Here is a 25759-nt window from a genome sequence, read left to right on the forward strand (position 1 = left end):
GCCCGCGACGCTTGGAGGGGCGACCCGTCTGCGATTCTGGAAGTTCGCAGTTTTGAACCGAAATGGCGCACCCGACACGATTCGAACGTGTGACCTTTGCCTTCGGAGGGCAACGCTCTATCCAGCTGAGCTACGGGTGCTTCCGCCTTGCGGGGAATGGCCTCTTAGCCGAAAGGCCGGGCCGGCGCAAACGGGGTCTTACGCGGTTCCCATGTAAATGAAGCGTGCGATGAACAGGGCGGCCAGGCCGTAGAGCAGCCAGTCGCCCGGCTTGGCCTGGCCGCGAACCAGTTTCAGCAGGGCGTAGCTGGTGATGCCGAACGCCAGGCCGTTGGCGATCGAGAAGGTCAGCGGGATGGTGATCACGGTCAGGAAGGCCGGGATGGCCACGCCGGGGTCTTCCCAGTCGACCTCGCTCAGCGCGCCGATCATCATCGCCCCGACCAGGATCAGGGCGGGCGCGGTGGCCGCCGCCGGGATGGCCTGGACCAGGGGCGCGAAGAACAGGGTCAGCAGGAACAGCAGGCCCACGATGATCGCCGTCAGGCCCGTGCGGCCGCCGGCCTGCACGCCCGAGGCGCTCTCGATATAGCTGACCACGGTGCTGGTGCCGGCCAGGGAGCCGGCGATAGTGGCGACCGAATCGGCCGTCAGGATGCGGTTGAGGCGCGGGATCGAGCCGTCGGGCGCGACCAGGCCGGCCTTCTTGGTCACGGCCACCAGGGTGCCGACATTGTCGAACAGGTCGACGAACAGGAACACGAAGACGATCTCGGCCAGGGTCATGGCCATCGCCACGCCGCCCTTTCCGCCGCCGCCGAGGTTCAGGGCCGCCGGCACGTCCAGCTTGAAGGCCGTGGCCGACAGCTCGGCAAGGCCATAGCCGCCGGGGGCGATCTTGCTGAGGCCCATGAACCAGCCGACGGCGGCGACCGCCAGGATGCCGATCAGGATCGCGCCCTTGACCCGCCAGACCATCAGGCCGCCGATGATCAGCAGGCCCAGAACCGCCAGCAGGGCGGTGGGCTGGGTCAGGTCGCCCAGGGCCACGGTGGTGGCGGGGTTGGCGACGATGATGCCGGCCTCCTTCAGGCCGATGAAGGCGATGAACAGGCCCACGCCCGCCGCGACGGCCGAGAACAGAGGGCGGGGAATGGCTCCGACGATCAGCTGGCGGATCCCCGCGACGGTCAGGATCAGGAAGGCCACGCCCGACAGGAACACGCAGCCCAGGGCCGTCTGCCAGGGCACGCCCATGCCGATCACGACGGTGTAGGTGAAGTAGGCGTTCAGCCCCATGCCGGGGGCCAGGGCGATCGGATAGTTGGCGATCAGCCCCATCAGGATGCAGCCGATGCCGGCGGCCAGGCAGGTGGCGGCGGCCACGGCGGCGACGGGCATGCCCGCCGCGCCCAGGATCGTCGGGTTGACGATGACGATATAGGCCATGGTCAGGAAGGTGGTGACGCCGGCCAGCGCCTCGGTGCGCAGGTTCGTGCCCTGGGCCTTCAGCCCGAACTGCTTTTCCAGGAAACTCATCGACGCACCCCCGACTGTAGCGGTGGAGTTTGTCCAAGAGCCTCCGGAACGCAAGCTTCGAGCACCAGGGCCGATCGACATTCGGTCGAGGGCTCCAGATATCGCTCATCCCCGCGAAGGCGGGGATCCAAGCTGATCCAGCAGGTGAAGGCTCCGTCGCGACCGACTTTCGAACGCCGCTTGGGTCCCCGCCTTCGCGGGGATGAGCGGATGATGGAGACGTTCGCGGATCCGGATCTCGCCCCGTCGTTCAGTCCTTGGTCGGATCGGCCGCGTTCGGGTCGCCGTAGGTCAGGGAGACGAAGACGTCTTCCAGATCCGGGTCCTCGGTGGCGATGTCCTTGATGTGCAAACCGGTGGCGCGCACCGCCGCCAGCACCTGCTCGACGCTGGACTGGCCCGTGCGATAGCTGACCGAGAAGGCCCCGCCAGCGCGGACCTTGGTGTCGAAGCCGGCCAGGGTCGGCGCCACCGTCACCGGCTCCTCGGGCGTGACCACCACGTTGCGGCTGTCCATGCGGCCCAACAGCACCGAGGTCGGCTCGCAGGCCACGACCTCGCCGCGGTTGACGATGGCGATCTGGTCGCACAGCTCCTGGGCCTCTTCCAGGTAGTGGGTGGTCAGCACGATGGTGACGCCCAGCTCGTTTAGGCCCTTCACATATTGCCAGAGCTGGCGGCGCAGCTCGACGTCGACCCCGGCGGTCGGCTCGTCGAGGATCAGCACCGGCGGCCGGTGGACCATGGCCTTGGCCACCATCAGGCGGCGCTTCATGCCGCCCGACAGCTGGCGGACATAGGCGTCGGCCTTGTCGGCCAGGCCCAGGGCGTTGAGCAGCTCGGTCGTGCGGCGCTCGGCCTTGGGCACGCCATAGAAGCCGGCCTGGACGTCCAGCGACTCCTTGGGGGTGAAGAACACGTCGGTGGCCAGTTCCTGGGGCACCACGCCGATGGCGGCGCGGGCGTCGCGCGGGCGCTGGTCGATGTCGCGGTCCCAGATCTTCACCGTGCCGCTGGTCTTGCGGGTCAGGCCGGCCAGGATGTTGATGAAGGTCGACTTGCCCGCGCCGTTGGGACCCAGCAAGCCGAAGATCGAACCGCGCGGGACCTTCAGGTCGATGCCGTTGAGGGCGCGTTTCTCGGGAGAGGTCTTGGTGGCGGCGTAGGTCTTGAACAGGCCTTCGGCTTCGATGGCGTAGGCGGGCAGGTCCATGGAACGTCCAGACAGGTCCCGAAGGGGACAATACGGCAGGGAAGGCGCGCGGCTTGAATTGACGGCGGCGCGACAGGTCGCATAGGTATGCCTGCATCGCCGCCACGCCAAGGCCGCGTCTAGACTTCAAGGGTTTTTCGAACATGGCGCGCAAGGCCAAGTCCACCTCCGCTCTCGACGCCCTGCCCGGAACGGCGACGTCGGAACCCGCGACGGCTCCCACCGCCATGGACACCTTGGCCCATCCCGGCCCCGCGCCCGAGACCATCCTGGTCCGCTCGCACCGCATCGCCTGCGACGGCGTCGGCGGCGCGCTGGGCCATCCGCGCGTCTGGCTCGAAATGGGCGCCGCGGGCTTCGTCGACTGCTCCTATTGCGATCGCCGCTTCGTGGCGACCACGGCCGTCGGCGACGAGGACGAGCAGCTGGCGCCGGGCGTCTACGAAGGCGCCGGCGGTCACTGATCTCGTGAGCGATCCCGACATCGTTCCTTCCTCGCGTCGCGCCGAGACTCTCGCGGAGGCCTGGGCGGCCGCCGAATGGCCGCACGAGGCGCCGGTGCTGCGCGCCATCGCCATGCCGTCCGACACCAATCCCGAAGGCGACATCTTCGGCGGCTGGCTGCTGTCGCAGATGGACCTGGCGGCGGCCTCGATCGCCTTCCACCGCGCCGCGGGCCGCTGCGCCACCATCGCCGTCGACGGCATGACCTTCATCAGCCCGGTGTTCGTCGGCGACGAGGTCAGCCTGTTCGCCAAGGTCGTCCACACCGGCCGCACCTCCCTGAAGGTCCAGGTCGAAGCCTGGCGCCGCCGCCGCGACGGCGAGACGGCCCACAAGGTCACCGAAGGCGTCTTCACCTTCGTGGCCATCGACGAACACCGCAAGTCGCGGCCTCTGCCGTAGACACGGCTCCACAACTTCACGCGGATCACCGCTGAAGGGTTGGAAAGGGTCGCGGAGCGCCCGGACAACGTCCGGAATATGTGATTCTAAGTACCGTTTCGACGAAGACGAGCGCTCCGCGTGATCGTTATCCCTCTGGCCGGGGCGCGCGGGTCTGGTTCAACCCTTTGCCCCACCCGGGTTTGCCCTGCCTCGCGACGGACCCAGCTCGAAAGCTGCAAGCCACGTCGATTCCGGAGGGACCCGGAGCGAACCTTCGGACGGGCGGAGGTCTTCAGCGAGACCTCCGATGGGCGGGTTTACGTCCCCCGCCCTCTAAACCCGTTCGATCACCCCTCGTCGCCGCAACGGTCGCTGGCCATGCGCCCTTTCCTCGCGACGAGGTGAGGAGAAGCATACGGGCGGCCCGGGCGCGTTGGATAAGACGGTGCGAATGCCCGCGCGATCCTCCCCCTGACGGGGGAGGCGGCCGAAGGCCGGTGGGCGAATATCGCATTGATTCAGCAGAACTTCCCCCTCCGATCGCTTCGCGATCTCCTCCCCCTTCAGGGGGAGGATCTAGAGCGCCCTTCCGTCCATCGTCACGCTCCCGATCCCCGCGCCCATCAGCATCACACTCAGAAAACAAGTTTACAAAATAAACTTGTCTGCGCTAACTGTCGCCCACGAGCCGCAGGGCGCCCTGGCTCGTCTTCGTCAACCGCGCCCGAGGGAGGGTCCCGATGACCGCGAAGACCCAATCCGCCCAGGACGACCTGGCCTATATGCGTACGGTGGTGGAGCAGGGCGGTCGCCCGCGCATGGCCGGGGCGCTGATCTACATGGCCGCCGGCCTGATCTATGGCGTCGAGACGCTGGTGCACTGGGGGCAGTCGATCGGCCTAGTCCAGCTCTCCGGCCAGGCGACCTTCGCCTTCATCGCCGGGTGTAGCCTGCTGTTCGTCGTGGTGATGATCGTGCTGATCGCTCGCGACAAGACCAAGGGCATCGGCGCGGGCACGGGGTCGCGCGCGCTCAACGCCGCCTTCGGGGGCGCGGGTCTGGCTAATATCGCCCTGATGGTGATCTTCGGCGTCAACGCCTGGCGCCAGCAGGACCTTCTAATTTGGATGCTCTATCCTTGCGTGGTCTTCGCCCTGCAGGGCGCGGCGTGGTACGTGGCCTTCATGCTGCGTCGCAAAGCTTGGATGTTGATCGTCTCGCTGGGGTGCCTAGCCACAGCGACCCTTATGGGCGTGCTGCTGAAAAGCCCCACCTTCGGCTTGGTGGCGGCGCTGGCCTGCTTCGCATGGTTGGCCATCCCCGGGGCGATCATGGCGCGCGACGCGCGTCGCGCGACCTGAGGCGGTCGTGGGCGCCTTCGACATCGGCGGTATCGACGAGGTGATCCACGGCCGTCTGCGCCTGGGGATCATGGCCTATCTGGCCGACGCCGACGCCGCCGATTTCACCGAACTGAAGACCGCGCTGGACGCCACCCAGGGCAATCTGTCGATCCACCTGCGCAAGCTGGAGGAGGCCGGCTATGTGGCCATCGACAAGAGCTTCCTGGGCCGCAAGCCCCTGACGCGGGTGAGGATGACCGACCCTGGCCGCGCCGCCTTCGCGGCCTATCTGGAAGCGATCGGGCGGCTGGTGAACGGGTAGGGGCTCGCCAAAGGCCTGCGCCGCAGCTCCCCCTCCGTCACGATGCGTATTCGCATCGCGCCACCTCCCCCGTTGCACGGGTGAGGAGAATTTCCTCCTCCCTTGCGAAGCGGGGGAGGTGGCGCGGCGCTGATGGGCGACGTGACGGAGGGGGCGCTGCGGCCGCTAGGCGAACGCCGGGGAGCCGGCCCAACCCTCGCCATCCTCACCCCGCGAAGGCCGCGCCGGACGCCGGGCGCGGTGGCCGTTCTGGCGGGCGCGGGCGGTGCGCCGGATAACGGCGACGGCCCCGCTCCGTACACGGACGACCAACGTCCGGGCCTGATCGCCCAGGCCCTTCAGCCGCGCGGCGGCGGTGATCATGGCCACGGCGGCCAGGAGATCGATCAGGGTGGCGACGTCGAAGGCGGCGAACCAGACCAGGCTTTCGGGCAGGCTCAGGCCCAGAAGCATCAGGCCCTCGGCCTCATAGCGCGCGACGATCAAGACGCTGACGGTGATGAGCGCCGCCGCCAGGGCCAGCTTGGTGAAGGTCAGGCGCGACAGCAGCCGTGCGGGCCCATCGATCAGAAAGCGCCTTAGCGCCCTGCCGACCGTGGTGTCGGGGCAGCCGACGATAACCAGCATCGCCGCGCACAGCATCAAGACCAGCATTCGAACCCTCGCCGACGGATCGCGACGCACCGCAGTTGGGCGTGCGCGATCCGGATATCAATGGCCGCGCTTGCGCGCCTATTGGCCGCCCGACTTGGGCGTCGCCGCCGCCGGCTTGTCGTCCTCGACCGGTCCGGTCCACGAGAAGCGGATCGGCAGGGTGATGCGCAGGCCCTCGACCGGGTCGCCTTCCTTGGTCCAGGGGTTCATCCGCATCAGGGCGGCGGCCTGGATGGCGGCGGCGGCGAACTCCTGGTTGGCGGGCTCCTCGCGCGTGGCCTGGCAGTCCTTGAGGTCGCCCGAGGCGTCGACCACGCAGGAGACGACGCCCAGGCCCGAGCGGACGCCGGCCCGCATCGCCGCGTCCGGATAGATGTCGGCCATGCCCTCGGCGGTCAGGGTGCGGATCCAGTTGGGCTTGGTCAGCTTGCGGGTGTCGGGCGTGGCCGGATTGCGGAAGCGGAAGGGGATGTCGATCTTGAAGCTGTTGGCGTCCTTATTGCCGCCGTTGAACGACACCTTGAACGACTTGGAGAGGGTCTTGGCGGCCTTGCCGAAGCCCTTGCCGCGCGGGTTCTCGGAGATCACCTCGCACCATTTCAGCTCGGCGCTCTTGTCGAGGTCGCAGCGCAGGACGGCCTGGCCCGAGGGCAGGTCGCCGGCGTCGGCCGGCCAGGCCGCCAGCACCTCGGCGACCGTGGGCGCGGCGGTCCAAGGCGGGTCGAGCACCAGGCTCTGGCCCGTGGGCCGCAGGTTGCCGCCGGTCAGGCCGGCCCAGACGATCGGCACGGTGACCTGGCCGCCGGGCTGGGGCTTGCCGCCCCGGATCTTGGGCGACATGCGAAACTGCGGGGCCAGTTGCAGCGCCGCGCCGCCGAAGCCAAGGCCCTCGGGGCTTTCGAACACCACCTTGCAGTTCTGTAGGAAGCCTTCGATCGTCACCTGGCAGTGGATGGTGGCGCGGCCGTCCTTGGCGGCCTTGACGGCGGCGATCGGGAAGACGCCGGCCAGGTCGCTGGAGCTGGGCTTCCTGACCCATTGCGGATTGGAGTCGCCCGGGGCCAAGAAGTCGAAGCTGGTCTTGACCGGCCGGCCGGCCACCGAGGCGCCGGCGGCGTCCTTGGGCTTGATGCGCTCCTTGACGACCACCTTCAGGGCCGCCTCGCCGAAGCCGAGGCCGGCGGGGGTCTCCTTGAGCACCTTGCAATTGGTCAGCTTGCCTTCGGCGTCGGCAAAGCAGCCCAGCGTGGTCTCGCCGGTGATCTTCTGGTCCCAGGCGGCCTTCGGGAAGGCGGCCTTCAGGTCCTCGGGCTTGGGACCGGCGACGAACTGGGGCCGCCAGCCGTCCTTGGCCGGAGCGTCATCGTCGTCGGAGCGCGCGGCGGCGGTTCCCGCGATCGCGACGGCCAGGATCGCCAGGGCCCACGGACGGATCATCGGAAACTCCCCTTGGAACAGGCCGTCGTCATGCACGCCGGCAGCCTGGGCGCACAGCCCAGGGTGGAGTCTAACCTAGGGTCGAGCGCCTTGCCAATCGCTTGCGTGAACGACGGCGAGGAGGGTTTCGCGGCGCGGCGCCGCCGCCTATGTTCCGGCCATGACCGACGCCGCCGCTCCCGACACCGTCTCCGTTTCCACCCTGACCCAGGACGGGCCCGCCGTGCGGCTGTTCCTGGTGGACGGCTCGGCCTATCTGTTCCGCGCCTATCACGCCCTGCCGCCCCTGACCCGCAAGAGCGACGGCCTGCCGGTGGGCGCGGTGCAGGGCTTCTGCAACATGCTGTGGAAGCTGCTGCGCGACATGCAGGGCGACACGCCGACCCACCTGGCGGTGATCTGGGACCACTCTGAAAAGACGTTCCGCAACACCCTCTACGACCAGTACAAGGCCCATCGTCCGCCGCCGCCCGAGGACCTGATCCCGCAGTTCCCGCTGGTGCGCGACGCCACCCGCGCCTTCGGCGTGCCGGCCATCGAGCTGCCGGGCTACGAGGCCGACGACCTGATCGCCGCCTATGCCTGCCGCGTGCGCGAACTAGGCGGCGAGACCGTGATCGTGTCGTCCGACAAGGACCTGATGCAGCTGGTCGGCGACGGCGTGTCGATGTTCGACCCGATGAAGGGCGTGCGCATCGACCGCGAGCAGGTGTTCGAGAAGTTCGGGGTCTATCCGGACAAGGTCGTCGACGTTCAGGCCCTGTGCGGCGACAGCGTCGACAATGTGCCTGGCGCGCCGGGCATCGGCATCAAGACCGCCGCCCAGCTGATCAACGAATATGGCGACCTCGACACGCTGCTGGAGCGGGCCGGCGAAATCAAGCAGCCCAAGCGCCGCGAGACCCTGATCGCGTTCGCCGACCAGATCCGTCTGTCGCGGGCCCTGGTGAAGCTGGACTGCGACACCCCGCTGCCCGAGCCGATCGACGACCTGACCGTGCGCGAGCCCGACAAGGCGGTGCTGCAGGACTTCCTGGAGCTGATGGAGTTCCGCTCCCTGGCCCGCCGGGTGGGCGACGGCAACGCCTCGGCCGCGCCGCGCACGCTGGATCGTCCGGCCGGTCCGGCGCCCAGCGCGCCGGTGGCCACGGTCTCGTACATGGGCGCGGCCGCCCGCGCCGCCGCCGCGCCGGTGGCCGAGCCAGTCGCCATCGATCACGCCGCCTACGTCCGCATCCAGGACGTCGAGACCCTGAAGGCCTGGGTCGCCAAGGCGACGGCCAAGGGGCTGGTGGCCTTCGACACCGAGACTGACGCCCTGTCGTCCGCCAACGCCGGCCTGTGCGGCGTGTCGCTGGCCATCAACGCCGGCGAGGCCTGCTACATCCCGGTGGGCCACTGCGAGAAGGACGGCCTGGCCCTGGAGGCCGCCGCCGACCTGGTGCAGATCCCGCTGGACGAGGTGATCGCCATCCTCAAGCCGCTGCTGGAAGACCCGGCGGTGATGAAGGTGGCCCAGAACGCCAAGTACGACATCGCCGTCCTGGCGCGTCACGGCATCGACGTGTCGCCGATCGAGGACACCATGCTGATCAGCTACGTGCTGGAAGCGGGCCTCCACGGCCACGGCATGGACGAGCTGTCGGAGCTGTGGCTGGGCCACAAGCCGATCCCGTTCAAGCAGGTGGCCGGCTCGGGCAAGGGCCAGATCAGCTTCAAGCACGTGGCCCTTGCCGAGGCCACGGCCTACGCCGCTGAGGACGCCGACGTCACCCTGCGGCTCTACGAAATTCTCAAGCCGCGCCTGGCCCGCGAGGGGCTGCTGACGGTGTACGAGACCTTGGAGCGTCCCTTGCCGCCGGTGCTGGCGGCGATGGAGAACGAGGGCATCCGCGTCGATCCCGAGACCCTGCGCCGGCTCTCCAACGAGTTCTCGATGCGGATGGCCGACTTCGAGGCTCGCGCGCAGGAGCTGGTCGGCCGTCCGTTCAACCTGGGCAGCCCCAAGCAGATCGGCGACGTCCTGTTCGGCGAAATGGCCCTGAAGGGCGGCAAGAAAACCGCCACCGGCCAGTGGTCGACCGACAGCGACGTGCTGGAAAGCCTGGCCCTGGAGCACGAGCTGCCGCGCGTGCTGCTGGACTGGCGCCAGCTCAGCAAGCTGAAGGGCACCTATACCGAGAACCTGATCGCCGCGATCGCCGAGCGCACGGGCCGGGTCCACACCTCCTACGCCCTAGCCGCGACCACGACGGGGCGGCTGTCGTCGTCGGACCCGAACCTGCAGAACATCCCGATCCGCACCGAGGAAGGCCGCAAGATCCGCAAGGCCTTCGTGGCCGGGCCGGGCAAGGTGCTGATCAGCGCCGACTACAGCCAGATCGAGCTGCGCCTGCTGGCCCACATCGGCGACATCCCGCAGCTCAAGAAGGCCTTCCAGGAAGGTCTCGACATCCACGCCATGACCGCTTCCGAAATGTTCGGCGTGCCGATCGAGGGCATGCCCAGCGACGTGCGCCGCCGCGCCAAGGCGATCAATTTCGGCATCGTCTACGGCATCTCGGCGTTCGGCCTGGCCAACCAGCTATCGATCCCGCAGGGCGAGGCGGGGGCCTATATCAAGACCTATTTCGAGCGCTTCCCGGGCATCCAGGCCTATATGGACGCCACCAAGGCCTTCGTGCGCGAGCACGGCTATGTCACCACCATCTTCGGGCGGAAGATCAACATTCCCGAGGTCAACGCCAAGTCCGTGGCCCAGCGCCAGTTCTCGGAGCGGGCGGCGATCAACGCCCCGATCCAGGGCGCGGCGGCGGACGTCATGCGCCGGGCCATGGTGCGGATGCCGGCCGCGCTGAAGGCGGCGGGCCTTTCGGCCAGGATGCTGCTGCAGGTGCACGACGAACTGGTCTTCGAGGCGCCGGCCGAGGAAGCCGACGCCACCTGCGCCGTCGCCCGTCAGGTCATGGAGAACGCCGCCGCGCCGGCCGTGGCCATCTCCGTGCCGCTCACGGTCGAGGCCCGCGCCGCACTCAACTGGGATGAGGCCCACTGATCAAATAATCGGCGCTTTTACGCTGCACTGCGACATTCCGCCACGTTACGGTTAATGTCACGGAAAGCACTGCGACGGCACAGCTGGGGGTGACGCCAGACCTCGGAGGCATAGGTTCAAATCCCTGTGTTATCTAAGGTTTTACAGGCGTCGCCACTAAACCTGGAGGGCGGTTGTGTCGTTTGGCGATCTAAGAATTCCCCAAAAGCTGATCACGGTTTTCACCGTGATGCTTGCCACGATCATGCTCATGGGCGCAGCGCTCTACGCCAATAAGGTGAGCTTGGCGGCGTCCGTCGAACGCACCGAACGCGCCTATCAGTCGCTGCGCGCCGCCGACACCGCGGCCTTTCGCCTGACTCGCCAGGAGAACTCGCTGCGCGGCTACCTGCTGTCGGGCGACGACTACTACGTCAAACGCCTGGAAGAGGCTCACAAGCCCAAGTTCCTGGCCGCGCTCGACAAGCTGCGCACCTTGGCCGACGGCGACAAGGCCGATCTGGGCCGTATCGCCGCTGTCGACGCCGCCTACGCCGAATACCGCAAGCAGGCCATCGAGCCTGGCGAGGCCCTGGGCCGCGATCCCGCCACCCGCCCGCAAGCCGTTGAGTTGGTCAAGCACGACGGTGTCGCCGACAAGGCCGTCGAGCCGGTGGAGAACGCCATCCAGGCGATCGTCGACGACGCCGAAGCCGTCGTCGCCGCCGAGAACGCCGCCCAGGCCAAGAACGCCACCGTCTCGACCCTGACCCTGGCCATCGGCATCCTGGTCACCGCCGCCATCGCCCTGGCCAGCGGCCTGCTGCTGACCGGCGGCATCGCCAGCCCCGTCGCCGCCATGACCGCCGCCATGCGCCGCCTGGCCTCGGGCGACAACTCGGTGGCCGTGCCGGCCACCGGCCGCAAGGACGAGATCGGCCAGATGGCCGCCGCCGTCGCCCACTTCAAGGAAGCCGCTCTCGAGAAGATCCGCCTGGAAGCCGACGCCGCCTCGCAGCGTCAGGCCGTGGAATCCGAACGCGCCGCCAACGAGGACGAGAAGGCCGAGACGGCCCGCAGCGACGCGGTCAACATCGCCGCCCTCAACGAGGCCCTGGATCGCCTGGCCTCGGGCGACCTGACTCACCGCATCACCATCCCGTTCTCGCCCAAGGCCGAGAGCCTGAAGACCAACTTCAACGCCGCCGCCGAGCGCGTGCTGGAGGCGATGAAGGCCATCTCGGCCACCACCAACGGCGTCAGCGCCGGTTCGGACGAGATCGCCCGGGCCTCCGACGACCTGGCCCGCCGCACCGAGCAGCAGGCCGCGAGCCTGGAAGAAACCGCCGCCGCCCTGGACGAGATCACCGCCACGGTCCGCCGCACGGCCGCCGGCGCCAAGGAAGCCTCCAACGTCGTGGCCGCCGCGCGCGGCGACGCCCAGCGCTCGGGCGAGATCGTCGGCCAGGCCGTCGCGGCCATGACCCAGATCGAGGGCTCCTCGCAGCAGGTCAGCCAGATCATCGGCGTCATCGACGAGATCGCCTTCCAGACCAACCTGCTGGCGCTGAACGCCGGCGTCGAAGCGGCGCGGGCCGGTGAAGCCGGTCGGGGCTTCGCGGTCGTCGCCCAGGAAGTCCGCGCGCTGGCCCAGCGCTCGGCCGACGCGGCCAAGGAGATCAAGATCCTGATCTCGACCTCGACCCAGCAGGTCGGCGCCGGCGTCAGCCTGGTCGGCCAGACGGGCGAGGCCCTGCAGCGCATCGTCGAGCAGGTCGCCTCGATCGACACCCTGGTCAACGAGATCGCCGCCTCGGCCAACGAGCAGTCCACCGGCCTGCACGAGGTCAATGTGGCCGTGAACCAGATGGACCAGGTCGTTCAACAGAACGCCGCCATGGTCGAGGAAGCCACCGCCGCCACCCACTCGCTGAAGGGCGAGGCGGGCGAGCTGGCCAGCCTGGTCGGTCGCTTCAAGGTGGGCCCGGGTTCGGCCTCGGCCGCTCCGGCCCCGGCCCCGGCCTCGCGTCCGGTCCAGCACGCGAGGCCGTCGACGGCCGTCCGCCCGGGCCGGGCCGCGTCCAACGCCGCCGTGGCGGTCAAGGACGACTGGGAAGAATTCTGATCCCACTGCCCCTCTGGGGATCATGATAGGCGGGCTCTCCGGGCGACCGGGGAGCCCGTTTGTCGTTTGCGGGCTGTGCGCACAACTTTTCTTGTCATCCCGGCTCTCCGCTTCGCTGCCGCCGGCATGACAAGTTTAGGTGCAGTGGAGCGCGCGTAGTGTCGGCTTTGATGGCCCCGATTGCATATCCTCGTCGCCCGACGGATGGTGTCGCGCGTCCTGCGTCGGGGAAGATCATGTCCTTTAAAGCCAAGCTCACCCTGCTCGCCGCGAGCGCCGTCGTGGCCGCCTCGGCCGCCGTCGCCGAGCCCCGCACGGCCGGGATCGAGGACGCCGACACCCGCGAATGGTGGACGATCGCCGAAGCGCTGAGCTCGGACGCCATGGAGGGGCGCGACATCGGCTCGCCCGGCCACGATCGCGCCAACCAGTACGTGGCCGAGCGCTTCAAGGCCGCGGGCCTGAAGCCGGCCGGCGACAACGGGACCTTCTTCCAGACCTTTCCCGTGCACGAGAGCCGGGTGGACAGCGCGGCTGTCTTGGTGGTCGCGGCGGGAGGCGAGACGCCGCTGAAGTTCCTGCACCAATACACCGTCCGCGCCGCCGACGACCTGCCGGCCAGCCTGGACGCGCCGTTGATGTTCGGCGGCTATTGCCGGCCCGAGGACGTCGCGACCGCCAAGGGCAAGGCGGTGATCTGCTTCGACACCCGGCGGACTGGGATGACGAGCTCGGCCCAGCGGATCGCGGCCGTCCAGGCGGCCGGCGGCGTCGCGGTGATCCAGGTGGCCGATCCCTATTTCACCATCGAGCCGGCCCGCTGGCCGTTCGCCTATGCTCGCTCGGTCAACATCGCCGACGTCGCGCCCCCGAAGGCGGGCGGGCTGGTGTCGATGTCGCTGCACGCCGACGCCCTGGCGATCCTGATCGCCGGCTCGGGCCAGGACGCGGCGGCCCTGCTGAAGGCCGGCGGCAGCAAGGCTCCGTTGGCGGCGTTCGACGCGCCGGGCCGGCTGAAGGCGACGTTCAAGGTCTCGACGCGCGACTATACGGCAACCAACGTCCTGGCCGTGCTGCCGGGCTCGGACCCGAAACTGGCGGCCGAGCACCTGGTGCTGTCGGCCCACCTGGACGGCTATGGGCCGGGCGAACCGGTCAAGGGCGACGGGCTCTATAACGGCACGCTGGACGACGCGGCCTATGTCGGCACGCTGATCCGCTTCGCCGAGACCCACAAAGGCAAGCCGCTGAAGCGCAGCGTGCTGCTGGCTTCATTTACTGGCGAGGAAAAGGGCCTGTTGGGCGCCAAATGGTTCGTGCGCCATCCCACCGTGGCCAAGGCGGGCATCGTCGCCAACATCAATCTCGACCAACTGCGGCCGCTGTTCCCGCTGAAGCTGATGACGGTGATGGCGCTGGACGAGACCAGCCTGGGCGCGACGGCCCGGCAGGTGGCGACCGCGCGGGGGATCAAGGTGCAGGGCGATCCCGAGCCCGAGCGCCGCCTGCTGATGCGGGCCGACAGCTGGGAATTCCTGGCCGCCGGCGTGCCCGCCACCGGCTTCGTGTTCGGCTACGAGCCCGGCACGGACGCCGAGCGCCGCTATCGCGAATGGTATGAGGTCCGCTACCACCGACCCCAGGACGATATCACCCAGCCGATGGACTTCGAGGCGGCCCGCGACTTCAACCAGTTCTTCTATGCGCTGTCGGAAACGGTGGCGAACGCGCCGGAACGGCCGACGTGGAACGCGGGGAGTCCGTACGCGCCGAAGCCCTGAATGACCTGTCATCCCGGCTCTCCGCTGCGCCGCGGCCGAGATGACAAGCCTGGGTGAAGACGCACGGCGTTCCACAGCCAAGCTGCCACGATCCTGACGCGGGCGGATGGTCTCTAGGCGGCCTCCGGGCCTTCGGGTCTGCCGCCTCGAGGTCCGATGCGCCGACGCTGGCCGCCTCTTCCGCGTGACGCCGAGACGCCGAGACGGCGTCGCCCGGGCGCGTGGCTGGCCGTCGTGGTGAGCCTGGTCGGGCACGTGGCGGTGGTCGTGGCCCTGCTGTCGGCGCGGGTCGATCCGATGGCGCCCGAGCCCGAGGCCATCGCCGTCGCGCTGGTTCCTCCGCCGCCCCCACCCCCGCCGCCGCCTCTGCCGCCTTCACCCGAGGTCGCCGCGCCGTCGAAGACGCCGGATTCCGCCCCGCCGCGCGCCAAGCCGCGCTCGACCCAGCGTCCCACGCCTCGCCCGCCGCCCGACGTCCAGCCCTTGCCGGCTAGCAAGGTGGCGGCGCTGGAGCCGTCGGTGCTGCTGGGGGAGGGCGACCTGATCGGCGCGGCGACCGCCGGTTCGGGTTCGGGCGGCGGCGGCTCGGGCGGGGGCGGCGGCCGCTGCGACATGGTGCGGCTGCTGGAGCAGGCGCTGCGCAAGAACCCGCGCGTGCAGGCGGCCCTGGCCCGCGCCCATCCGGACGCCGGCGGGCGGGCGGTGATGGTGTGGAACGGTGACTGGATCCAGAACTCGGCCCAGACCGGCAAGGGTCTGGCGGGGATCCGCGAGGCGATCATCCTGGAGGTCGGGTTCGCCCCGGCCGCCTGCCGCGCCGATCCGATGCGCGGCCTGGTGCTGATCTCGCTGAACGACGGGGCCCGGCTGGCGCTGGGAACCCGCGCCTGGCGATGGTCGGACCTGCTGTTCGCCCGGTAGGGTCTAGAACGAAACGCCGACCCGCAGGGCCGCGACCAGGGCGTGGCCGACGCCGGAGTCGCCGGCTGGGTCCTTGATGTACTGCAGGTCGGGCTGGATCGTCAGGCGGCCGAAGGTGTCGGCATAGGTCAGCTCGATGGCGGACTCGGCCTTCTTCAGCGCGCCGCCGGCGTCGGCGACATTGGCGCGGGCCTTGGACGAGAAATAGCCCTGGTTGACGCCCACGGAGACGGCGCTGTCGGGACGGCTGTCGAAGACGTGCTCGACCAGCAGGCCGGCCTGCCAGCCGCCCTTGAAGTCGGTGGTGTCGGCGTCGGACACGCCCAGGCGGGCGAAGGCGGTGGCGCGGCGCGGGGCGTCGTCGCCGCCCGCGGTCAGGCGGCGCTCCAGCAGCAGATAGGCGCCCTGGGCGGTGCGTTGGGCGGGATCGCCCAGCGCGGTGACGTCGCGGATGTCGTCCTGCTTGTCGGTGTAGCGCCAGGCGCCGACGGCGATCTTGCCCGCGCCGGTCCAACCCGCCTCGGCGATCACCAGGGCCCCGCTGTCGAACGAGGTGTCGACGCCGCCCGGATCTCCCAGCACGCCGGCATTGGCGTTCAGCGCCGCGATCTGGGCGTAGGTGTCCTGGCCCGGCGTCCACTTCAGGCGCACGGCCAGGGCGGTGGACGGGAAGATCGACGGACCGTTGGGGCCGGTGGCGGCCAGTTCCGAGCCGATGCCGAAGGCCGGGGCGATCAGCAGGCCGGCGCTGTCATTGGCGTAGAATTCGCTGTTGAGGTCGTAGAGGCCGACCAGGGCCGAAACCCTATCGCCGGCGAAGCTCTGCTGAACCCAGGCCTCGAACAGGCGCAGGCGTTGGCGCGAGACCTCGATGTTGTCGATGCCCTGGGCGGTGCCGGCGTCGTCATTGGGCGTGCCGCCGCTGTTGTTCAGGACCAGGGCGTGGGCGGTCGCGCCCTTCCAGCCCACGGCCTTGTCCAGGTCGAGGTCGGCGCTGATCTCGAGATTGTCCAGAACGCGGCCGCGCTTGGCCAGGCCGCCGCTGACCACGCCCGTGACGTCGGCGCTATAGCTGACGCCAAGGTTCAGGGCCTGGTCTTTGGTTTCTTCCGCCAGTGCAGTGCTGGCAAAGGCAAGAACAGATGCGGCGATCATGAGTCCGGCCACCGGCCTGGAGAAAGATCGGGTGGCGACTGCTTCTATCTTCGCGTGCATTCTGGCGTCTCCGCGCTTCGAAGTTCTATCGAACGCTTGATGCGAGAATGACGAGGCGGGGCGGATATCCCGTTAACAGGCGTGGCGCGGAGGCTGTGACGAGTCGTCGCGGGGCGTCCCGCGCGGTCGGCTGCGTCAGAATGACGCGATGTTCGCGCAAGAGGGCATGAACGTGCCGGGTGCTCTGGTCTCGTTCGCGGGGAGATCCGGCGCCTGCGCCAGCCGCGACCGCGGCGCGCCTGGCGGCGTTCAAGGCGCGCGGCCTGATCTGTTACAGCCGGGGTGTGTCGAGATCCTCGACGAGGCCGGACTGCCAGCCGCCGCGTGCGACTGCGCCGGCGGTTCGATGAGCTGGAAGGCCTAGCCCAGGCCCAGGTCGGCGTCCTGGCTGGCCAGTGCGGCGGCCTGGTTCCGTGAGATGATCGCCACCCTCAGGTCCTCATCGAAGAGTTCGGCGCGCACGGCGGCGGCGTGTTCCGCCAGCATGCGCCGCGAGTGCTGCTCGGCGTCCGCCAGCGAGCGCGCGTCGAGGGCCTCCATGTGAGGGACCTCGGAACCCAGCGAATAGACGTAGCAGAAGAAGGTCATGCCGGCTCCGGATCCCGAACCAGGCTTGTGCGGGCGAGCACACGATAAACGCCGCCGAAAGGTTCCACCGCCGCCTTGTCGACATAGCGGAATCGAAACGATCGAATCGGTCTGGAGAGGTCCTTGGTGGAGCCGAGGGGAATCGAACCCCTGACCTCCTCATTGCGAACGAGGCGCTCTACCATCTGAGCTACGGCCCCAAGGAAGCGCGGGAATAAGGCGGGGCGCGGCTCGCGTCAAGCCGGGGAATGCGCGCCCTTGGACTTAGGCGGTCGAAGCGCTACATCCGCTGTCCAACGCGATCTTTCAAGGAACGACCATGGGTTCGGCTATCGTCTGGCTCTTCGACACGATCATCGGCCTGTTGATCCTGCTGATCTTCGTGCGGGCCATCGTCAGCTGGCTGGTCCAGTTCGACATCATCAACACACGCAATCGCGTGGTCTGGCAGATCCTGACCATGTTGGAGCGCCTGACCGACCCGATCTTGGTGCCGATCTCGCGGGTGATCCCCAGCATCGGCGGCATCGACATCAGCCCGATCGTGGCCTGGCTGGCGCTGCAGGCCATCCGCATCGTCTTCGACCGCACCCTGGCCGGGCCGCTGATCGCCCTGCTGGGCTGATCGGCCTTGGCCGTCGTGCTGGCCGTGCGCCTCACCCCGCGCGGCGGGCGTGACGGCGCCGACGGCTGGGCCGTGGACGTCGACGGCCGTCCCTATCTGAAGGTCCGCGTGGCCAGCGCGCCTGTCGATGGCGAGGCCAACGCCGCCCTGATCGCCTTCGTCGCCAAGAGCCTGCGCCTGCCCAAATCCGCCGTCTGGCTGGCGGCGGGCGCCACGGCGCGCGTCAAGCGCCTGGAGCTCGCCGGGGTCGACGAAGCTGATCTGACGAGGGTTTTCGGACCCAAACCCTGAGTTTGCTCAACGAACGCAGGTTGGCTTCGAAGGGGCAGAATTTGCCCCAGGCGAATCCCCAAGCGCCAAGCTTCGCCATGAAAATTGCTCGCCGGCCAAGGAAACCCCGGCATCCGGACCATTGACGGGAAGGGGTTGCTTCACGTCATCTTAGGGCCTCGGCGCCAGACAGGGCCGGCACACAGTACGGACTTGCCGGGGGGCGGGGCGCCGATGGGGGCGATGCAGACACAGCGGGAAATGGCGCGCGCCGCGGCTTCGCGACGCGCCAACACCCTATTCCGTGTCGGCGCCACGGTGCTGATCGCCGCCTTGCTGCAGTTGTTCATCCACGTGACCTGGGGCTGGACTTGGGCGGGGCTGTACATCCTGGCCCAGGCTTTCGAGTTGTGGCTGGGACGCGCGGCGATCGCCAATCCCGACGCGCCGGCTCCGCTCTCGCGGCGCGTCGCCATGGCGGTGACGCCGTTCGTCACCTCCGCGATCTTCGGGTCGCTGTCCATGCCGCTGTTCGCCTCGCACGAGCGCTTCGCCCCGACCCTGGGCGGCATGCTGCTGGCTGGCGCGCTGCTGAACGTCGTCGTCAACAATGGCGGCTTCCGGACCGCCACCCTGTCGGCCGCCACGCCGCATGTCGTCTATCTGCTGATCGTGCCGCTGATCGCCCGCGCGACCAATCCCGATGCGCCCCTGGCCAACGCCCTGTGGTTCGGCGTGGCGCTGCTGATCACCTCGGTGGCCGTCACCAGCCGCTCGCTCAGCAAGGCGCTGAAGGCCGAGGCCGACGCCAAGGAGGAAGCCGAGCGCCGCCGACACGAGGCCGAAGAGGCCGTGGCCGCCAAGTCCGCCTTCGTGGCGATGATCAGCCACGAGCTGCGCACGCCGATCAGCGCCATCCTGGCCGGGGCCGCGCGCCTGCACTCGGAGGTGCCCGAGGCCAGCTCCAAGGTGCACGCCCAACTGATCGCCAACGCCGGCGGCATGATGCGGGCCCTGCTCAACGACCTGCTGGACTTCTCGCGGCTGGAGGCCGGCCGCATGGCGGTCGAGAAAGTCCCGTTCAACCTGCGCCGGACGGTGTCGGACACTCTGCGCCTGTGGCGGCCCGAGGTGGCCAAGAAAGGCCTGCGCCTGCGGGTCGAGGGCGCGGCGGGCCTGCCGCGCTGGGTGGCGGGCGACGGTCTGCGCCTGCGCCAGGTGCTCAACAACCTGCTGTCCAACGCGATCAAGTTCACCGAGGCGGGCGCGATCACGGTGCGGCTGGGCTGCGTCGACGACGGCGCGACCCACGTCCTGACCGTGGCGGTGACCGACACCGGCCCCGGCATCAGCATCGACCACTTGCCGCGCCTGTTCACGCCGTTCGACCAGCTGGCCGCCTCTGTGGTGCGTCAGCACGGCGGCTCGGGCCTGGGCCTGGTGATCAGCCGCGAGCTGGCTCGGCTGATGGGCGGCGACCTGACGGTCCGCAGCGTGCTGGGCCAGGGCGCGACCTTCACCCTGAGCTTCACCGCCGACCAGGCCCTGGCCCCGGAGACGGAGGAGGACGGTCCCTCGATCGCCGGCGCGCGGGTGCTGGTGGTCGACGATCACGTCGTCAATCGCCGGGCCATCGAGCTGGTGCTGCACCCCTTCGGCCTGGAGGCCAGCCTGGCCGAGTCCGGCGAGGAGGCCCTGGTGCGGCTGAGCACCGAGGTGTTCGACGTGGTGCTGATGGACGTCTACATGCCCGGCATGGACGGCCGCGAGACCACCCGAACCCTGCGGGCCGGAACCGGACCCAACCGCGACACGCCGGTGATCGCGGTCACCGCCTCGGCCACGCCCAAGGACTGGGACGCCTGCCTGGCCGCAGGCATGAACGCCCATGTCGCCAAGCCGATCGACCCGCTGGAACTGCATGCGGCGCTCAGCGCGGTGCTGCTGAATCCCCAGGGCGACGCCCGCCCGTGGGTCCCGAAGGCGGCTCCCGCGGGGCGATAGGGGCGACTCTGGCTCGGTCTTGCAGGTTTATCCTGATCCCAAACAACATCCGTCATCCCCGGCCTGAACAACAGGGCGGGGATGACGGAGCTTATGGAAAAGGCGGAGCACTAGCGCCTCACCTCAGCGAGGCTGGGTCTCGTCTAGCACCGCCGCCAGCCGAGCCTTCAGGGCCTCGGCGTCCTTCATCTGACATTCCCAGACGGTCTCGACCCGCCAGCCGTCGTCGGCCAGCGCCTGGGCCGTGCGCGCGTCGCGGGCGGTGTTGCGGGCCACCTTGGCCAGCCAGTAATCGCGATTGGCCTTGGGCACCCGCGAACCGCGCGCGCAGTCGTGGCCGTGCCAGAAACAGCCATGGACGAAGAAGGCCAGCCGCCGGCCGGGCATCACCACATCGGGCTTGCCGGGCAGGTCCTTGCGCTGCAGGCGATAGCGCGCGCCCAGGCTGGTGAGAACCTTGCGCAGCAGGAGCTCGGGCTTGGTGTCCCGGCTCTTGATCCTGGCCATCACCGCCGAGCGCTTGGCCTTGTCGTAGACGTCAGTGGTCACGGCGTCGCCCCGCGCTGGACGGCGACGCCGCGCAAGGCGATCAGAGCCCTTCGAACAGGGCCGTGGACAGGTAGCGTTCGGCGAAGCTGGGGATGATCGCCACGATCAGCTTGCCGGCGTATTCGTCGCGCAGGGCCAGGTCGAAGGCCGCCGTCAGGGCGGCGCCCGAGCTGATGCCGACCGGCAGTCCTTCCGTGGCCGCCGAGCGGCGGGCCATGGCGAAGGCGTCGTCGTTGCTGACCTGGACGATGTCGTCGATCACGCCGCGATCCAGGATGCCGGGCACGAAGCCGGCGCCGATGCCCTGGATCTTGTGCGGGCCGGGCGCGCCGCCCGACAGCACCGGCGAGGCTTCTGGCTCAACCGCGACCATCTTCAGGCCGGGCTTGCGGGCCTTCAGCACCTGGCCGACGCCCGAGATGGTGCCGCCCGTGCCAACGCCCGAGACCACGGCGTCCACCGCGCCGGCGGTGTCGTTCCAGATCTCTTCGGCCGTCGAGACGCGATGGATCAGCGGGTTGGCGCTATTCTCGAACTGCTGGGGCATCACTGCGCCGGGGGTGGCCTCGATGATCTCCTGGGCGCGGGCGACGGCGCCGCGCATGCCCTTCTCGGCCGGGGTCAGTTCCAGCTTGGCGCCGAGGATCAACAGCATCTTGCGACGCTCGATCGACATGCTTTCCGGCATGACCAGGATCAGCTTGTAGCCCTTGGCGGCGGCCACGAAGGCCAGGGCGATGCCGGTGTTGCCGCTGGTGGGCTCGACGATGGTGGCGCCGGGCTTGAGCAGGCCCTGGGCCTCCAGCGACTCGACCATGGCCACGCCGATGCGGTCCTTGACCGAGGCCAGCGGATTGAAGAACTCCAGCTTGGCCACGACCTCGCCCTTGGGCTTGATCTCGGCCGACAGGCGCGGCAGGCGGATCAGCGGGGTGTCGCCGACCGTGTCGAGGATGGAGTCGTAGATCTTGCCGCGTCCGGCGCGCTTGAAGCGGGTCGCGTCATACAGGGGGGAGGCGTCGTCCATGGGAAGATCTCGCTGAAGGGCGTTTGCCGCCTTTTGGGGCTTAAACTCACCTTAGGCCGTGGGGTTTTCGCTGTCAGCGGGTCATTCGGCGGCGCGGCTTGCAGTTTTGCTATCAACCCCAGGTTCGGACCAACGCGCCGCCGCCAGGGCCCGGATGGCGCTTTGCGATTCACGGACGGGCGTCTAGCCTTGGCCGCACACGAGGGGATCGTCGCCGTCATGGTTCGCACCGCCGCCTTGTTCGCCCTGATGCTGGCCCTGGCCGCCTGCGGCGAAACCCCGATGGGCGCTTCGGAAGAGGCGCCGCCGCCGGCCGACGCGCCGGCCAGCGCCAGGGCGCCCGACTATTCCGGCGACATCGACGCCGTCGGGACCGAGCCGTTCTGGAACGTGAAGATCCGCGAGGCCAGCGTCGCCCTGACCCGTCCCGACCATCCCGAGGTCAGCAACGCCAATCCCGGCGTGCGGCTGGACGGCGAGCAGGGCGTGTGGGACTCGAACGGGCCCAGCGAGAAGATGGGGCGGCTGGTGCTGCGGCTGACGCCGGGTGTCTGCTCGGACGGCATGTCCGACAGGGTCTACCGGTTCTTCGCCGAGGTCTGGGTCGACGGCGAGACCCTCAAGGGCTGCGCCGACCACACCGAGCAGCTGAAAGCCCAGCCCAAGCCCTGATCAGCCGTGGCTGAGCTCGATGGTCTGGAACGACGACTGGGCCGGCGGAGCCTTGCTTGAGCCCGGCGTGGGCAGCAGCAGGCCGATCGTGGCGGCGAGAACGAGGGCGAGGGCGAAGAAGGCCTTGATGGCCATGGCGGTGTCTCTGATCTGGCGTCGCGCGAACATCGCGGGGAAGCGCCTTCAGCAACCTAAATGGTTACGGATGCGCCGGGTTCCAAGGCCTGCCGTAACAATGTTCGGAAAGCCCCCGTACAATGCAAAACGGGCCGGGAACCGGCTTGAAGGTTCCCGACCCGAATTGGTCAGATCGAGCGTGCGCGAGATCGAAATCAGAAGATTTCGAACAGACCCGCCGCGCCCATGCCGCCGCCGATGCACATGGTCACCACGCCCAGCTTGGCGCCGCGACGCTTGCCTTCCAGCAGCAGGTGGCCGGCGCAGCGGGCGCCGGTCATGCCGAAGGGGTGGCCGATGGCGATCGAGCCGCCGTTGACGTTGTACTTCTCCGGATCGATGCCCAGCTTGTCGCGGCTATAGAGGCATTGGCTGGCGAAGGCCTCGTTCAGCTCCCAAAGGTCGATGTCGTCGACCTTCAGGCCATGGCGTTCCAGCAGGCGCGGCACGGCGAAGACCGGGCCGATGCCCATCTCGTCGGGCTCGCAGCCGGCCACGGCGAAGCCGCGGAACAGGCCCAGCGGCGTCAGGCCGCGCTGCTCGGCTTCCTTGCGCTCCATCACCACCACGGCGGCGGCGCCGTCCGACAGCTGCGACGCGTTGCCGGCGGTGACGAAATTGCCGGGACCCTTGACGGGTTCGAGCTTGGCCAGGCCTTCCAGAGTGGTTTCCGGACGATTGCACTCGTCCTTGGTGACCGTGTAATCGACCAGGCTCTCTTCCTTGGTCTCCTTGTTGACCACCTTCATCTTGGTGGCCATCGGCACAATCTCGTCGTCGAACAGGCCGGCGGCCTGGGCGGCGGCGATGCGCTGCTGGCTGCGCAGCGAATATTCGTCCTGGTATTCGCGGCTGATGTTGTAGCGCTTGGCGACGATGTCGGCGGTGTCGATCATCGCCATCCACAGGGCCGGATGGGTCTTGAGCAGCTTCTCCTCGGTGATGTGGAAGCGGTTCATGTGACCGCCGCCCTGGACCAGCGAGATCGACTCCACGCCGCCGCCGATGGCGACGCTGGCGCCGTCGTTGCGGACATAGTTGGCGGCGGTGGCGATGGCCTGCAGGCCCGACGAGCAGAAGCGGTTGACGGTCTGGCCCGAGGTGGTGATCGGCAGGCCGGCCCACATCGCCGCGTTGCGGGCGACGTTCATGCCGGTGGCGCCTTCGGGACCGCCGCAGCCTAGCACCACGTCCTCGACCTCGGCGCCGTCGATGCCCGCGCGGGCGACGGCGTGCTGGATCGCGTGGCCGGCCATGGCCGCGCCATGGGTGTTGTTGAAGCCGCCGCGGTTGGACTTGGCCAGACCGGTGCGGGCGTAAGAGACGATGACCGCTTCGCGCATTTGGGCGCTCTCCCCATTCTTAAACGTTAGTTTGAATTGCCGGCACCCTAGACCGGGATTTCCGCGAGCGAAAGGTCACGCGAACGTAAACCGGCTTGACCGCGCGGGCCGCCGGACGGACCCTCCTGAACAACGATAAGATGCCGGGAGGAACGGCCATGGCGGATCACGTCCATGACCTGGTGCTGCGTGGCGGGACGGTGTTCGACGGCTCGGGCGCGCGTGGCGTCTTGGCCGACGTCGCGGTCAAGGACGGCCTGATCGCCGCCGTCGGTCCCGGCCTCGCCAGGGGCCGAGAGGAGATCGACGCGACGGGTCGGATCGTCACCCCGGGCTTTGTCGACATCCACACCCACTATGACGGCCAGGCCACCTGGGACAGCCGCATGACGCCCAGTTCGGGCCATGGCGTGACCACGGTGGTGATGGGCAATTGCGGCGTCGGCTTCGCGCCCTGCAAGCCCGAGGACCGCGAGCGGCTGATCCGGCTGATGGAGGGCGTCGAGGACATTCCCTTCCCGGTGCTGACCGAAGGGCTGCCGTGGAACTGGGAGAGCTTTCCCGACTATCTCGACGCGTTGGAGCAGCGGGCGTTCGATGTCGACATCGGCGCCCAGCTGCCGCACGCGGCCCTGCGGGTATATGTGATGGGCGAGCGCGGGGCCAATCGTGAGCCGGCCACGCCCGCCGACATCGCCGCCATGGCCGCCATCGCCAAGCGCGCGGTCGAGGCCGGAGCCCTGGGCTTTTCCACCTCGCGCACCCTCAATCACCGCACCAGCGACGGTCAGCCCACCCCGACCCTGACGGCCGGCGAGGACGAGCTGACCGGCATCGCCCTGGGCCTGGCCGCCGCCGGCAAGGGCGTGCTGCAGCTGGTCTCGGACTTCCATCCCGACGGCCTGGCCGAGCTGGCCATGGTCCGACGGATCGTCGAGCGCTCGGGCCGGCCGCTGTCGTTCTCCCTGGTCCAGAGCCCGAATTCGCCGGGCGGCTGGAAGGCGATGTTGGCGGGGCTGTCGGCCGCCGTCGACGCTGGCCTGCCGATGAAGGCCCAGGTCTGCGGCCGGCCGGTGGGCGTGCTGTTTGGCCTGGAGCTGACCCTCAACCCGTTCAGTCAGAGCCCGGTCTATGCGCTGATCGCCAAGGCGCCGCTGGCCGACAAGGTCGCGGCCCTGTCCGATCCCGACTTCCGCGCCCGCCTACTGGCCGACGATGGCGAGGGCGCGGGGCCGTTCACGATCCGCACGCTGCGGGCCTGGGACAATCTCTATCCGATGGGCGCGAAGCCCGACTACGAGCCGACCGCCGACATGACCGTCGCCGCCCGCGCCGCCGCCTCGGGCCGCGATCCGGCCGAGGTGGCGCTCGACGCGATGCTAGAGAACGGCGGGCGGGGCATGCTCTACAACCCGTTCCTGAACTATGCCGGCGGTTCGCTGGACCCCAGTTTCGCGATGCTGAATCATCGCGACACCGTGCCGGGTCTGTCGGACGGCGGGGCCCATGTCGGCATGATCTGCGACGGCAGCTTTCCGACCAGCAACCTCTCCCACTGGACCCGCGACCGCTCGCGCGGCCCGCGCATCCCGCTGGAGACGATGATCGCGATGCAGACCCGCGATACGGCCCAGACGGTGGGGCTGCTGGATCGCGGCCTGATCGCGTCCGGCTACCGCGCGGATCTCAACGTTATCGACTACGAGGGCCTGCGCCTGGACGCGCCGCAAGTCGCCTACGATCTGCCGGCCGGCGGGCGGCGGCTGACCCAGACGGCCCACGGCTATGTGGCGACGATCGTGGCCGGCGTGGTCACCCAGCGCGACGGCGAGCCGACCGGCGCCCGGCCGGGACGGCTGGTGCGCGGCGCCCAGCCCGCGCCGATGGCCCTGGCGGCCGAATAGCTGCGGGCGGGAAGACGCTGGCCGGATCTGTCCGCATGGCGATCCGGACCATAGGTTTACGCTGCAGGGGGTAAGATCGAATTCCCCCTAAGGTTGAATTTGTCACGAAAGGCGCGCAGCCTTCCTGC

The 25759-nt window shown here is 69.0% G+C and carries 24 protein-coding genes and 2 tRNA genes; 14 read left to right on the forward strand and 12 right to left on the reverse strand.

Translation table 11 applies throughout. The annotated features are described in order from the left end of the window. Window positions 1–63: 63 nt before the first annotated feature. The 3 genes from AC1RUS_RS14590 to AC1RUS_RS14600 form a co-directional block, all read right to left on the reverse strand. Window positions 64–140, reverse strand: a tRNA-Arg gene (locus tag AC1RUS_RS14590). Between the two features lie 58 nt (window positions 141–198). Next, window positions 199–1539 (reverse strand): NCS2 family permease, encoded by a 1341-nt coding sequence (locus tag AC1RUS_RS14595; RefSeq protein WP_492917309.1) that lies wholly within the window; start codon window positions 1537–1539, stop codon window positions 199–201. A gap of 250 nt (window positions 1540–1789) precedes the next feature. Then, the gene (locus AC1RUS_RS14600; protein ID WP_492917310.1) at window positions 1790–2752 is read right to left on the reverse strand and encodes an ABC transporter ATP-binding protein; all 963 of its coding nucleotides are present in this window, start codon (window positions 2750–2752) and stop codon (window positions 1790–1792) included. Window positions 2753–2979: 227 nt separating this feature from the next. Between AC1RUS_RS14600 and AC1RUS_RS14605 the strand changes: the two genes are divergently transcribed. The 4 genes from AC1RUS_RS14605 (at window position 2980) to AC1RUS_RS14620 (ending at window position 5305) form a co-directional block, all read left to right on the forward strand. Beyond that, a complete protein-coding gene (locus AC1RUS_RS14605) occupies window positions 2980–3216 on the forward strand; it encodes a zinc-finger domain-containing protein (RefSeq protein WP_492917572.1) in 237 nt (78 codons plus the stop codon). 4 nt (window positions 3217–3220) lie between these two features. Continuing rightward, complete coding sequence (locus AC1RUS_RS14610; protein WP_492917311.1) at window positions 3221–3658, forward strand: acyl-CoA thioesterase; 438 nt, start codon at window positions 3221–3223, stop codon at window positions 3656–3658. Window positions 3659–4380: 722 nt separating this feature from the next. Then, window positions 4381–5001, forward strand: a complete 621-nt coding sequence (locus AC1RUS_RS14615) for a hypothetical protein (protein ID WP_492917312.1) — start codon at window positions 4381–4383, stop codon at window positions 4999–5001. Window positions 5002–5008: 7 nt separating this feature from the next. Beyond that, window positions 5009–5305 (forward strand): winged helix-turn-helix domain-containing protein, encoded by a 297-nt coding sequence (locus tag AC1RUS_RS14620; RefSeq protein ID WP_492917313.1) that lies wholly within the window; start codon window positions 5009–5011, stop codon window positions 5303–5305. Window positions 5306–5470: 165 nt separating this feature from the next. Here the strand turns inward: AC1RUS_RS14620 and AC1RUS_RS14625 are convergent, their stop codons facing one another. Both AC1RUS_RS14625 and AC1RUS_RS14630 read right to left on the reverse strand, forming a co-directional pair. Beyond that, entirely contained in the window at window positions 5471–5959 is a 489-nt protein-coding gene (locus AC1RUS_RS14625) for a hypothetical protein (RefSeq protein WP_492917314.1), read from the reverse strand. Between the two features lie 78 nt (window positions 5960–6037). Beyond that, window positions 6038–7396 (reverse strand): TonB family protein, encoded by a 1359-nt coding sequence (locus AC1RUS_RS14630; protein ID WP_492917315.1) that lies wholly within the window; start codon window positions 7394–7396, stop codon window positions 6038–6040. Window positions 7397–7556: 160 nt separating this feature from the next. Between AC1RUS_RS14630 and polA the strand changes: the two genes are divergently transcribed. The 4 genes from polA (at window position 7557) to AC1RUS_RS14650 (ending at window position 15257) form a co-directional block, all read left to right on the forward strand. Next, entirely contained in the window at window positions 7557–10451 is a 2895-nt protein-coding gene (gene polA, locus AC1RUS_RS14635) for a DNA polymerase I (protein ID WP_492917316.1), read from the forward strand. Window positions 10452–10680: 229 nt separating this feature from the next. After that, the gene (locus AC1RUS_RS14640; RefSeq protein WP_492917573.1) at window positions 10681–12555 is read left to right on the forward strand and encodes a methyl-accepting chemotaxis protein; all 1875 of its coding nucleotides are present in this window, start codon (window positions 10681–10683) and stop codon (window positions 12553–12555) included. A 236-nt stretch (window positions 12556–12791) separates the two neighbouring features. Further along, window positions 12792–14336 (forward strand): M28 family peptidase, encoded by a 1545-nt coding sequence (locus AC1RUS_RS14645; protein ID WP_492917317.1) that lies wholly within the window; start codon window positions 12792–12794, stop codon window positions 14334–14336. A gap of 156 nt (window positions 14337–14492) precedes the next feature. Beyond that, on the forward strand, window positions 14493–15257 hold the full coding sequence (locus tag AC1RUS_RS14650; protein ID WP_492917318.1) for a hypothetical protein: 765 nt from the start codon (window positions 14493–14495) through the stop codon (window positions 15255–15257). A gap of 3 nt (window positions 15258–15260) precedes the next feature. Here AC1RUS_RS14650 and AC1RUS_RS14655 read toward each other — a convergent pair whose 3' ends face one another. Next, window positions 15261–16412 carry a carbohydrate porin gene (locus AC1RUS_RS14655; protein ID WP_492917319.1) on the reverse strand — a complete coding sequence of 384 codons (1152 nt, stop codon included), beginning with the start codon at window positions 16410–16412 and terminating at the stop codon, window positions 15261–15263. Between the two features lie 208 nt (window positions 16413–16620). Between AC1RUS_RS14655 and AC1RUS_RS14660 the strand changes: the two genes are divergently transcribed. Further along, window positions 16621–16836: a hypothetical protein gene (locus AC1RUS_RS14660; protein ID WP_492917320.1), complete on the forward strand. Its 216-nt coding sequence runs from the start codon at window positions 16621–16623 to the stop codon at window positions 16834–16836. Here AC1RUS_RS14660 and AC1RUS_RS14665 read toward each other — a convergent pair. Together AC1RUS_RS14665 and AC1RUS_RS14670 are read right to left on the reverse strand one after the other, a co-directional pair. Further along, the gene (locus tag AC1RUS_RS14665; protein ID WP_492917321.1) at window positions 16833–17060 is read right to left on the reverse strand and encodes a hypothetical protein; all 228 of its coding nucleotides are present in this window, start codon (window positions 17058–17060) and stop codon (window positions 16833–16835) included. The two genes, AC1RUS_RS14660 and AC1RUS_RS14665, sit on opposite strands and share 4 nt — an antisense overlap. 124 nt (window positions 17061–17184) lie before the next feature. After that, a tRNA-Ala gene (locus AC1RUS_RS14670) sits at window positions 17185–17260 on the reverse strand. Between the two features lie 119 nt (window positions 17261–17379). Here AC1RUS_RS14670 and AC1RUS_RS14675 point away from each other — a divergent pair. From AC1RUS_RS14675 to AC1RUS_RS14685, 3 genes are all read left to right on the forward strand, one after another. Then, complete coding sequence (locus AC1RUS_RS14675; RefSeq protein WP_492917322.1) at window positions 17380–17685, forward strand: YggT family protein; 306 nt, start codon at window positions 17380–17382, stop codon at window positions 17683–17685. 6 nt (window positions 17686–17691) lie between these two features. Further along, window positions 17692–17976 carry a DUF167 family protein gene (locus AC1RUS_RS14680; protein WP_492917323.1) on the forward strand — a complete coding sequence of 95 codons (285 nt, stop codon included), beginning with the start codon at window positions 17692–17694 and terminating at the stop codon, window positions 17974–17976. A gap of 240 nt (window positions 17977–18216) precedes the next feature. Continuing rightward, window positions 18217–19959, forward strand: coding sequence for an ATP-binding protein (locus AC1RUS_RS14685; RefSeq protein ID WP_492917324.1), 1743 nt, complete (start codon window positions 18217–18219; stop codon window positions 19957–19959). 123 nt (window positions 19960–20082) lie between these two features. Here the strand turns inward: AC1RUS_RS14685 and AC1RUS_RS14690 are convergent, their stop codons facing one another. Beyond that, the gene (locus AC1RUS_RS14690; protein ID WP_492917325.1) at window positions 20083–20508 is read right to left on the reverse strand and encodes a very short patch repair endonuclease; all 426 of its coding nucleotides are present in this window, start codon (window positions 20506–20508) and stop codon (window positions 20083–20085) included. A 40-nt stretch (window positions 20509–20548) separates the two neighbouring features. Further along, on the reverse strand, window positions 20549–21535 hold the full coding sequence (gene cysK / locus AC1RUS_RS14695; RefSeq protein ID WP_492917326.1) for a cysteine synthase A: 987 nt from the start codon (window positions 21533–21535) through the stop codon (window positions 20549–20551). A 219-nt stretch (window positions 21536–21754) separates the two neighbouring features. Between cysK and AC1RUS_RS14700 the strand changes: the two genes are divergently transcribed. Continuing rightward, window positions 21755–22207 (forward strand): COG3650 family protein, encoded by a 453-nt coding sequence (locus AC1RUS_RS14700; protein WP_492917327.1) that lies wholly within the window; start codon window positions 21755–21757, stop codon window positions 22205–22207. Here the strand turns inward: AC1RUS_RS14700 and AC1RUS_RS14705 are convergent, their stop codons facing one another. Continuing rightward, a complete protein-coding gene (locus AC1RUS_RS14705) occupies window positions 22208–22342 on the reverse strand; it encodes a hypothetical protein (RefSeq protein ID WP_492917328.1) in 135 nt (44 codons plus the stop codon). A 197-nt stretch (window positions 22343–22539) separates the two neighbouring features. After that, complete coding sequence (locus tag AC1RUS_RS14710) at window positions 22540–23727, reverse strand: acetyl-CoA C-acyltransferase (protein ID WP_492917329.1); 1188 nt, start codon at window positions 23725–23727, stop codon at window positions 22540–22542. A gap of 158 nt (window positions 23728–23885) precedes the next feature. On the opposite strand from AC1RUS_RS14710, the gene AC1RUS_RS14715 reads away from it, so the two are divergent. Continuing rightward, the gene (locus tag AC1RUS_RS14715) at window positions 23886–25631 is read left to right on the forward strand and encodes an N-acyl-D-amino-acid deacylase family protein (RefSeq protein WP_492917330.1); all 1746 of its coding nucleotides are present in this window, start codon (window positions 23886–23888) and stop codon (window positions 25629–25631) included. The last annotated feature ends 128 nt before the right edge of the window (window positions 25632–25759 follow it).

The sequence above is a fragment of the Caulobacter sp. GW821-FHT10F06 genome, from assembly GCF_058809215.1.

Coding starts and splice junctions, on each gene's coding strand:
- AC1RUS_RS14595 (WP_492917309.1), bottom strand. CDS start 1,539: ATGAGTTTCCTGGAAAAGCAGTTCGGGCTGAAGGCCCAGGGCACGAAC.
- AC1RUS_RS14600 (WP_492917310.1), bottom strand. CDS start 2,752: ATGGACCTGCCCGCCTACGCCATCGAAGCCGAAGGCCTGTTCAAGACC.
- AC1RUS_RS14605 (WP_492917572.1), top strand. CDS start 2,980: ATGGACACCTTGGCCCATCCCGGCCCCGCGCCCGAGACCATCCTGGTC.
- AC1RUS_RS14615 (WP_492917312.1), top strand. CDS start 4,381: ATGACCGCGAAGACCCAATCCGCCCAGGACGACCTGGCCTATATGCGT.
- AC1RUS_RS14625 (WP_492917314.1), bottom strand. CDS start 5,959: ATGCTGGTCTTGATGCTGTGCGCGGCGATGCTGGTTATCGTCGGCTGC.
- AC1RUS_RS14630 (WP_492917315.1), bottom strand. CDS start 7,396: ATGATCCGTCCGTGGGCCCTGGCGATCCTGGCCGTCGCGATCGCGGGA.
- polA (WP_492917316.1), top strand. CDS start 7,557: ATGACCGACGCCGCCGCTCCCGACACCGTCTCCGTTTCCACCCTGACC.
- AC1RUS_RS14640 (WP_492917573.1), top strand. CDS start 10,681: ATGCTTGCCACGATCATGCTCATGGGCGCAGCGCTCTACGCCAATAAG.
- AC1RUS_RS14645 (WP_492917317.1), top strand. CDS start 12,792: ATGTCCTTTAAAGCCAAGCTCACCCTGCTCGCCGCGAGCGCCGTCGTG.
- AC1RUS_RS14650 (WP_492917318.1), top strand. CDS start 14,493: ATGCGCCGACGCTGGCCGCCTCTTCCGCGTGACGCCGAGACGCCGAGA.
- AC1RUS_RS14655 (WP_492917319.1), bottom strand. CDS start 16,412: ATGATCGCCGCATCTGTTCTTGCCTTTGCCAGCACTGCACTGGCGGAA.
- AC1RUS_RS14660 (WP_492917320.1), top strand. CDS start 16,621: ATGTTCGCGCAAGAGGGCATGAACGTGCCGGGTGCTCTGGTCTCGTTC.
- AC1RUS_RS14665 (WP_492917321.1), bottom strand. CDS start 17,060: ATGACCTTCTTCTGCTACGTCTATTCGCTGGGTTCCGAGGTCCCTCAC.
- AC1RUS_RS14675 (WP_492917322.1), top strand. CDS start 17,380: ATGGGTTCGGCTATCGTCTGGCTCTTCGACACGATCATCGGCCTGTTG.
- AC1RUS_RS14685 (WP_492917324.1), top strand. CDS start 18,217: ATGGCGCGCGCCGCGGCTTCGCGACGCGCCAACACCCTATTCCGTGTC.
- cysK (WP_492917326.1), bottom strand. CDS start 21,535: ATGGACGACGCCTCCCCCCTGTATGACGCGACCCGCTTCAAGCGCGCC.
- AC1RUS_RS14700 (WP_492917327.1), top strand. CDS start 21,755: ATGGTTCGCACCGCCGCCTTGTTCGCCCTGATGCTGGCCCTGGCCGCC.
- AC1RUS_RS14705 (WP_492917328.1), bottom strand. CDS start 22,342: ATGGCCATCAAGGCCTTCTTCGCCCTCGCCCTCGTTCTCGCCGCCACG.
- AC1RUS_RS14710 (WP_492917329.1), bottom strand. CDS start 23,727: ATGCGCGAAGCGGTCATCGTCTCTTACGCCCGCACCGGTCTGGCCAAG.
- AC1RUS_RS14715 (WP_492917330.1), top strand. CDS start 23,886: ATGGCGGATCACGTCCATGACCTGGTGCTGCGTGGCGGGACGGTGTTC.